The 8,695-nt window shown below is 70.5% G+C and carries 7 protein-coding genes; 1 reads left to right on the forward strand and 6 read right to left on the reverse strand.

Going from position 1 to position 8,695, the window contains the following annotated elements:
• The 6 genes from carB to pyrR all read right to left on the reverse strand — a co-directional run.
• Positions 1 to 3,143 (reverse strand): carbamoyl-phosphate synthase large subunit (gene carB, locus TR48_RS29270; protein WP_042372935.1); only part of this gene is annotated, 3,143 nt, incomplete at its 3' end.
• Complete coding sequence (gene carA, locus TR48_RS29275; RefSeq protein WP_152628248.1) at positions 3,136 to 4,290, reverse strand: glutamine-hydrolyzing carbamoyl-phosphate synthase small subunit; 1,155 nt, start codon at positions 4,288 to 4,290, stop codon at positions 3,136 to 3,138. The genes carB and carA, both read right to left, overlap by 8 nt.
• Entirely contained in the window at positions 4,290 to 4,892 is a 603-nt protein-coding gene (locus TR48_RS29280; RefSeq protein ID WP_084729865.1) for a PH-like domain-containing protein, read from the reverse strand. The genes carA and TR48_RS29280 overlap by 1 nt, the downstream gene beginning before the upstream one ends.
• Positions 4,889 to 6,181: a dihydroorotase gene (locus TR48_RS29285; RefSeq protein ID WP_042372939.1), complete on the reverse strand. Its 1,293-nt coding sequence runs from the start codon at positions 6,179 to 6,181 to the stop codon at positions 4,889 to 4,891. Before TR48_RS29285 ends, TR48_RS29280 begins: the two co-directional genes overlap by 4 nt.
• Complete coding sequence (locus TR48_RS29290) at positions 6,178 to 7,161, reverse strand: aspartate carbamoyltransferase catalytic subunit (RefSeq protein WP_042372941.1); 984 nt, start codon at positions 7,159 to 7,161, stop codon at positions 6,178 to 6,180. Before TR48_RS29290 ends, TR48_RS29285 begins: the two co-directional genes overlap by 4 nt.
• Positions 7,158 to 7,736 carry a bifunctional pyr operon transcriptional regulator/uracil phosphoribosyltransferase PyrR gene (gene pyrR, locus TR48_RS29295; protein WP_042372943.1) on the reverse strand — a complete coding sequence of 193 codons (579 nt, stop codon included), beginning with the start codon at positions 7,734 to 7,736 and terminating at the stop codon, positions 7,158 to 7,160. Before pyrR ends, TR48_RS29290 begins: the two co-directional genes overlap by 4 nt.
• Before the next feature lie 366 nt (positions 7,737 to 8,102).
• On the opposite strand from pyrR, the gene bldD reads away from it, so the two are divergent.
• Positions 8,103 to 8,606 carry a transcriptional regulator BldD gene (gene bldD / locus TR48_RS29300; protein ID WP_037606436.1) on the forward strand — a complete coding sequence of 168 codons (504 nt, stop codon included), beginning with the start codon at positions 8,103 to 8,105 and terminating at the stop codon, positions 8,604 to 8,606.
• The last annotated feature ends 89 nt before the right edge of the window (positions 8,607 to 8,695 follow it).

Genomic DNA, 8,695 nt, shown 5'->3' on the forward strand with positions numbered 1-8,695 from the left:
TCGAGGCGGGACCCGGTGCCGAACGGGGTGTTGATGATCAGGTCGATCTCCCCGTCGTGGATCATCTGGACGATGGTCTTCTCACCCGCGGGGCCCTCGCCCTCGCTGTGCTTGCGCACGACCGTCGCGTCGATGCCGTTGCGGTGCAGCACCTCCGCCGTGCCGCTGGTGGCGAGGATCTCGAAGCCGAGGCCGACCAGGGCGCGCGCCGGGAAGACCAGGTTGCGCTTGTCGCGGTTGGCCACCGAGACGAAGACCCGGCCGGTCTTCGGCAGCGCGCCGTACGCGCCCGCCTGCGACTTGGCGTAGGCGGTGCCGAAGACGGAGTCGATGCCCATGACCTCACCGGTCGAGCGCATCTCCGGGCCCAGCACGGTGTCGACCCCGCGACCGTGGATGTCGCGGAAACGCGACCACGGCATCACGGCCTCCTTGACGGCGACCGGCGCGTCCAGCGGCAGCGCGCCGCCGTCGCCCTCCTTGGGCAGCAGGCCCTCGCCGCGCAGGTCCGCGACGGACGCGCCCAGCGAGATCCGTGCCGCCGCCTTGGCCAGCGGCACGGCCGTCGCCTTGGAGGTGAAGGGCACGGTGCGCGAGGCGCGCGGGTTGGCCTCCAGGACGTACAGGATGTCCCCGGCCATGGCGAACTGAATGTTGATCAGGCCGCGCACGCCCACGCCGCGCGCGATGGCCTCGGTGGCCGCGCGCAGGCGCTTGATGTCGTAGCCGCCCAGCGTGATCGGCGGCAGCGCGCAGGCGCTGTCGCCGGAGTGGATGCCGGCCTCCTCGATGTGCTCCATCACGCCGCCGAGGTAGAGCTCCTCGCCGTCGAACAGGGCGTCGACGTCGATCTCGATGGCGTCGTCGAGGAAGCGGTCGATCAGCACCGGGTGCTCGGAGATCAGGCCGGCGTGGCGCTTGAGGTAGTCGGCCAGCGAGGGCTCGTCGTAGACGATCTCCATGCCGCGGCCGCCCAGCACGTAGGACGGGCGGGCCAGGACCGGGTAGCCGATCTCGTCGGCGATCCGCTTGGCCTCCTCGAAGGAGAACGCGGTGCCGTGCTTCGGCGCGGGCAGGCCGGCCTCGACCAGCACCCGGCCGAAGGCGCCGCGCTCCTCGGCGAGGTGGATCGCCTCGGGCGAGGTGCCGACGATGGTGACGCCGTTGTCCTTCAGCGCCTGGGCGAGACCCAGCGGGGTCTGGCCGCCGAGCTGCACCAGCACGCCCGCGACCGGACCGGCCAGCTCCTCGGCGTGGACGATCTCCAGCACGTCTTCCAGCGTCAGCGGCTCGAAGTACAGGCGGTCGGAGGTGTCGTAGTCCGTGGAGACGGTCTCCGGGTTGCAGTTGACCATCACGGTCTCGTAGCCGGCGTCGCTGAGCGCGAAGGAGGCGTGGACGCAGGAGTAGTCGAACTCGATGCCCTGGCCGATGCGGTTCGGGCCGGAGCCCAGGATGATCACGGCGGGCTTGGTGCGCGGCGCGACCTCGCTCTCCTCGTCGTAGGAGGAGTAGAAGTACGGGGTCTTGGCGGCGAACTCGGCGGCGCAGGTGTCGACCGTCTTGTAGACCGGGCGGATGCCCAGCGCGTGCCGGACCTCGCGGACCACGTCGGCGCGCAGGCCGCGGATCTCACCGATCTGCTGGTCGGAGAAGCCGTGCCGCTTGGCGTGGCGCAGCAGCTCCGGGTCGAGCTTCTCGGCCTCGGCCAGCTCCTCGGCGATCTCGTGGATCAGGAAGAGCTGGTCGACGAACCACGGGTCGATCTTCGTGGACTCGAAGACCTCCTCGCGGGTGGCGCCGGCCCGGATCGCGTCCATGACGGTGTTGATCCGGCCGTCGGTCGGGACCGCGGCCTTGGCCAGCAGCTCGGCCTTGTCGCCGACCTCGGAGACGAAGTCGAACTGCGAGCCCTTCTTCTCCAGCGAGCGCAGGGCCTTGTTCAGCGCCTCGGGGAAGTTGCGGCCCAGCGCCATGGCCTCGCCGACCGACTTCATGGTCGTGGTCAGCGTCGCGTCGGCGGACGGGAACTTCTCGAAGGCGAAGCGCGGGACCTTGACGACGACGTAGTCGAGGGACGGCTCGAAGGAGGCCGGGGTCTCCTCGGTGATGTCGTTCGGGATCTCGTCGAGGGTGTAGCCGACGGCGAGCTTGGCCGCGATCTTGGCGATCGGGAAGCCGGTCGCCTTCGACGCCAGCGCGGAGGAGCGCGAGACGCGCGGGTTCATCTCGATGACGATGACGCGGCCGTCGTCCGGGTTGACCGCGAACTGGATGTTGCAGCCGCCGGTGTCGACGCCGACCTCGCGGATCACGGCGATGCCGATGTCACGCAGGATCTGGTACTCGCGGTCGGTCAGCGTCATCGACGGCGCGACGGTGATGGAGTCACCGGTGTGCACGCCCATGGGGTCGAAGTTCTCGATGGAGCAGACGACCACGACGTTGTCGTGCTTGTCGCGCATCAGCTCCAGCTCGTACTCCTTCCAGCCGAGGATGGACTCCTCCAGGAGCACCTCGGTGGTCGGCGAGAGGGTCAGACCCTGGCCGGCGATGCGGCGCAGGTCCTCCTCGTCGTGCGCGAAGCCGGAGCCGGCGCCGCCCATGGTGAAGGAGGGGCGCACGACGACGGGGTAGCCGCCGAGCGCGTCGACGCCCGCGAGGACGTCCTCCATCGAGTGGCAGATGACCGAGCGGGCCGACTCGCCGTGGCCGATCTTGGCCTTGACGGCCTCGACGACCTGCTTGAACAGCTCGCGGTCCTCGCCCTTGTTGATCGCCTCGACGTTCGCGCCGATCAGCTCGACGTTGTACTTCTCCAGCGTCCCGGCCTCGGCCAGCGAGATGGCCGTGTTGAGCGCGGTCTGGCCGCCCAGGGTCGGCAGGAGTGCGTCGGGGCGCTCCTTGGCGATGATCTTCTCGACGAACTCGGGGGTGATCGGCTCGACGTAGGTCGCGTCGGCGATCTCCGGGTCGGTCATGATCGTGGCCGGGTTGGAGTTGACCAGGATCACCCGCAGGCCCTCGGCCTTGAGGACGCGGCAGGCCTGGGTGCCGGAGTAGTCGAACTCGGCCGCCTGACCGATGACGATCGGGCCGGAACCGATGACCAGAACGGACTGGATGTCGGTGCGCTTAGGCACGCTGGCCCTCCATCGATGCGAAGAAGCGGTCGAACAGGTAGGCGGCGTCGTGCGGACCGGCCGCCGCCTCGGGGTGGTACTGGACGCTGAACGCGGGCTGGTCCAGGCACTGCAGGCCCTCGACCACGTCGTCGTTCAGGCACACGTGCGAGACCTCGACGCGGCCGAAGGCCGTCTCCGAGATCCGGTCGAGCGGCGCGTCCACGGCGAAGCCGTGGTTGTGCGCGGTGACCTCGACCTTGCCGGTGGTGCGGTCCTGCACCGGCTGGTTGATGCCGCGGTGCCCGTACTTGAGCTTGTAGGTGCCGAAGCCGAGCGCCCGGCCCAGCAGCTGGTTGCCGAAGCAGATGCCGAAGAAAGGCGTCCTGCGGCCCAGCACCTCGCGCAGCACGGCCACCTGGCCGTCGGCGGTGGCCGGGTCGCCAGGGCCGTTGGAGAAGAAGACCCCGTCGGGGTTGACGGCGTAGACGTCCTCGACGGTGGCGTTGGCCGGCAGCACGTGCACCTCGATGCCACGCTCGGCCATCCGGTGCGGGGTCATGCCCTTGATGCCCAGGTCGAGGGCGGCCACGGTGAACTTCTTCTCACCTATGGCCGGGACGACGTAGACCTCGTCGGTGGCGACCTCGCCGCACAGGTCGGCGCCCTCCATCGCGGGGGCCTGGCGGACGCGCTCCAGCATCGTCGCGTCGTCGGCCAGCGCGTGGCCGGAGAAGATCCCGGCGCGCATCGCGCCCGCCTCGCGCAGGTGGCGGGTGATCGCGCGGGTGTCGACGCCGCTGATGCCGACGATGCCCTGCGCCTGCAGCTCCTCGTCCAGCGAGCGCTTGGCCCTCCAGTTGGAGGAGATCCGGCTGGGGTCGCGCACGACGTACCCGGCGACCCAGATGCGGGACGACTCCTGGTCCTCGTCGTTGACGCCGGTGTTGCCGATCTGCGGGGCCGTCATGGCCACGATCTGGCGGTGGTAGGACGGGTCGGTCAGGGTCTCCTGGTAGCCCGTCATGCCGGTGTTGAAGACGGCCTCGCCGAAGGTCTCGCCGACGGCGCCGTAGGCCTGGCCGCGGAAGACCCGGCCGTCCTCGAGGACGTAGGCGGCGGGGATGCGGCCGCGTCGGCTGGTCGTGGTGGATGCCGGTGCGGTCATCATGCGCCTTCCACGTTGTGGTCGTTCTTGTCTTCTTCGGTCACCTTGTCGTGTGCCTTGATCAGCACCTCGATCGCGGTGACCCAGTTGTCGTGGTCGCTCGACCGGTCGGCCCGGAAGCCGGAGTCGAGCTGCGTGTCGCCGAGCTGCCAGGTGATCACCAGCAGGCCGCCCTCGGGGAAGACCTTGCCGGCGATGCCCTTGTCCAGGCGGGCGCCGCGCAGGTCGCCCACCGGGATGAAGAAGCTCTGCGAGGCGGGGCGGACCACCTTCAGGCCCTCGGCGCTGAGGGTCAGTTCGGCGAGGCTGCGCTCGCCGAGGCGGTGCGCGGCAACCCGGTCGAGCCAGTCGCCCGCCGTCGTCGTGCCGGCGTAGCGGCCCTCGGTCTCCAGGATCGTCTCCGTCGTGCGCGACGGCACGGCGGCGGGGGCGGGCAGGCCCGACTGGACGGTCTTGCGCCAGTTCCAGCCCTGGCGCATCAGCCAGTAGACCAGCGCGATGACCAGCAGGATGCCGATGACCCAGCCGACCAGGTCGCCCACGTGGGTGACCGGAGCGGAGTGCGGGGCCTCGGCGAGGTCGAGGTAGGAAGTCAGGCTCATACGAGCTCTCCGTCGAGCACCTTGGCCTCGCCGCGCAGGAAGGTGGCGACGACGCGTCCGGGCAGGTCCATGCCCCGGTAGGGGGTGTTGCGGCTGCGGGTGGCGAAGGAGTCGGGGTTCACCGCGCCACGGTACTGATCGTCGAACAGCACCAGGTTGGCCGGTTCGCCCACCGAGACGGGCCGCCCGTGGCCGGGGATGCCGCTGATCGAGGCGGGCTTGGCGGACATCCGCTGGGCGACCTCGGCCCAGCCCATCAGGCCGGTGTCGACCATCGCGGACTGGACGACGGACAGCGCCGTCTCCAGGCCGACCATGCCCATGGCCGCGGCGGACCACTCGCACTGCTTGTCCTCGGCGGGGTGCGGCGCGTGGTCGGTGGCGACGATGTCGATGGTGCCGTCGGCCAGCGCCTCGCGCAGGGCCAGCACGTCGGCCTCGGTGCGCAGCGGCGGGTTGACCTTGTAGACGGCGTCGTAGGAGCGGACCAGCTCGTCGGTCAGCAGCAGGTGGTGCGGGGTCACCTCGGCGGTGACGTCGCAGCCCTTCGCCTTGGCCCAGCGGATGATCTCCACCGAGCCGGCCGTCGAGAGATGGCACACGTGCAGGCGCGAGCCGACGTGCGCGGCGAGCAGCACGTCGCGGGCGATGATCGACTCCTCGGCGACGGCCGGCCAGCCGGCCAGGCCCAGCTCGCCGGAGACGACGCCCTCGTTCATCTGCGCGCCCTCGGTCAGCCGCGGCTCCTGCGCGTGTTGGGCGACGACGCCGCCGAAGGCCTTCACGTACTCCAGCGCGCGGCGCATGATCACCGCGTCGTCCACACACTTGCCGTCGTCGGAGAAGACGCGGACCTGGGCGGCGGAGTCGGCCATCGCGCCGAGTTCGGCGAGCTGCTTGCCCTCCAGCCCGACGGTGACGGCGCCGATCGGCTGCACGTCGCAGTAGCCGGACTCGCGGCCCAGCCGCCAGACCTGCTCGACGACGCCCGCGGTGTCGGCGACGGGGAAGGTGTTGGCCATCGCGTGGACGGCGGTGAACCCGCCCTTGGCGGCGGCGCGCGTGCCGGTGAGGACGGTCTCGGCGTCCTCACGGCCCGGCTCGCGCAGGTGGGTGTGCAGGTCGACCAGGCCGGGCAGCGCGATCAGGCCGTCGGCCGCGATCTCCTGCTCGCCGTTGGCCTCCAGGCCGCTGCCGATCTCGGCGACGAGGCCGTCTGCGATGCGGATGTCCTGCGGGTCGCCGCCGAGGATGCGGGCTCCGCGGATCAGGTAGTTCGTGGTGCTCACTTGCCGTTCTCCTCGGACGTGTTCGCAGAAGAAGTGGTGATCGCCGGCTCGGAACCGCCGAGCAGCAGGTAGAGGACGGCCATGCGGACGCTGACGCCGTTGGCGACCTGCTCCACGATGACCGCGCGGTCGGAGTCGGCGATCGACGACTCGATCTCCATGCCGCGCACCATCGGACCGGGGTGCATGACGAGCGCGTGCTGCGGCAGCAGCGCCAGACGGCGGGCGTCCAGGCCGTAGCGGCGCGTGTACTCGCGCTGGGTCGGGAAGTAGGCGGCGTTCATCCGCTCGCGCTGGACGCGCAGCATCATCACCGCGTCGGCCTTGGTGAGCGCCGCGTCCAGGTCGTAGCTGGTCCGGCAGGGCCAGGTCTCGACGCCGAAGGGCATCAGCGTCGGCGGCGCGACGAGGGTGACCTCGGCGCCGAGGGTGTGCAGCAGGTGCACGTTGGAGCGGGCGACCCGGCTGTGCAGCACGTCTCCGACGACGGTGACCCGGCGGCCGGCCAGGTCGTGCCCGACGCCCGGGTTCAGGTGCCGGCGCATGGTGAAGGCGTCGAGCAGGGCCTGGGTGGGGTGCTCGTGGGTGCCGTCACCGGCGTTGACGACGCTGCCGTGCAGCCAGTCGGAGTCGGCCAGCAGCTTGGGCGCGCCCGAGGCGCTGTGGCGGATGACCACCGCGTCGGCGCCCATGGCCTGCAGGGTGAGCGCGGTGTCCTTCAGGCTCTCGCCCTTGGAGACCGAGGAGCCCTTGGCGGAGAAGTTGATGACGTCGGCGGAGAGGCGCTTCTCGGCGACCTCGAAGGAGGTGCGGGTGCGGGTGGAGTCCTCGAAGAAGAGGTTGACCACGGTCCGGCCGCGGAGGGTGGGGAGCTTCTTGACGGAGCGGGTGGAGACCTGGGCCATCTGTTCGGCGGTGTCCAGGATCAGCAGCGCGTCCTCGCGGGTCAGGTCCGCAGTGGAGATGAGGTGGCGCTTCAATTGCTATGGCCTTCCGACGACGCGTTCGTTTCTCCGGACCCCCCGAGCAGGACCGCGTCGACGCCGTCCTTCTCGTCCAGCTTGACCTTCACGGACTCGCGCAGCGAGGTGGGCAGGTTCTTGCCCACGTAGTCGGCGCGGATGGGCAGCTCACGGTGGCCGCGGTCGACCAGGACGGCGAGCTGGACGGCGCGCGGGCGGCCGTGATCGGCCAGCGCGTCGAGGGCGGCGCGGATGGTCCGGCCGGAGAAGAGGACGTCGTCGACGAGGACGACGAGCTTGCCGTCGATGCCGTCGGCGGGGATCTCGGTGTGCTCCAGGGCCCGCGCGGGCTTCAGCCGCAGGTCGTCCCGGTACATCGTGATGTCGAGGGTGCCCACCGGGAGCTCGTTGCCGGTGATCTCGGCGAGCTTGCGGTGCAGGCGGCGGGCCAGATGGGCGCCGCGGGTGGGGATGCCGAGCAGGACGACGTCGTCGGCACCCTTGGTGCGTTCGACGATCTCGTGGGCGATCCGGGTCAGGGACCTGGCGATGTCGCCCTGGTCCAGTACCTGTCGCTGGGCAGCAGTGGTCATGCCGAAGCCGACCTCCTTCCCCGCCTCACGGGACGGGCCTTAAAGGATGTCTACGGATGGGGCAGCCGTCGCACGCCCGGAATCGGACGCACGTCGGGGAGCCGCCGTCAACCCTACCAGGGCGATCACGCAGCGCCCCGGCGCACCCCTGCCGACCTGCGGCGAGTCCGCTGGTTACCGGAGAGTCACACGGCTGCCCCGTTCGGCTTGACGAACGCATATCACTCTGCGTAACCTCACACTCAGTTACGGCCAAGCGACGAAGCGCCCTGTGTCGTAGTGGGGTTCGCGCCGTCCCGGCCGTCACAGGCCAGGCAGAGCAGTGATCATCAGCACTTGTTTTGCACTTACGTCCGGGGAGACACATTGTCCAGCGACTACGCGAAACAGCTTGGCGGCAAGCTGCGCGCGATCCGCACCCAGCAGGGGCTCTCCCTGCACGGCGTCGAGGAGAAGTCCCAGGGCCGCTGGAAGGCCGTCGTCGTCGGCTCCTACGAGCGCGGCGACCGCGCCGTGACCGTCCAGCGCCTCGCCGAGCTCGCCGAGTTCTACGGCGTGCCGGTGCAGGAGCTGCTGCCGGGCAGCACCCCGGGCGGTGCGGCCGAGCCGCCGCCGCGCCTGGTGCTGGACCTGGAGCGGCTGGCCCAGGTGCCCTCCGAGAAGGCTGGTCCGCTGCAGCGCTACGCGGCCACCATCCAGAGCCAGCGCGGCGACTACAACGGCAAGGTGCTCTCGATCCGCCAGGACGACCTGCGCACCCTCGCCGTCATCTACGACCAGCCGGCCTCGCTCCTCGTCGACCAGCTGATCAGCTGGGGCGTCCTCGACCCGGACGCGCGCCGCGCGGTCCGCGAGGACGACGCGGTCTGATCCGGCGCGGCCCCGCGCCGCCTGCAGAAACGTTGCGGCGGGTTCCCCCGAGGGGGGCCCGCCCGTTCCGCCTCTACTTCTCCTGGGGC

This window comes from Streptacidiphilus neutrinimicus, from assembly GCF_000787815.1.
Taxonomy (GTDB): domain Bacteria; phylum Actinomycetota; class Actinomycetes; order Streptomycetales; family Streptomycetaceae; genus Streptacidiphilus; species Streptacidiphilus neutrinimicus.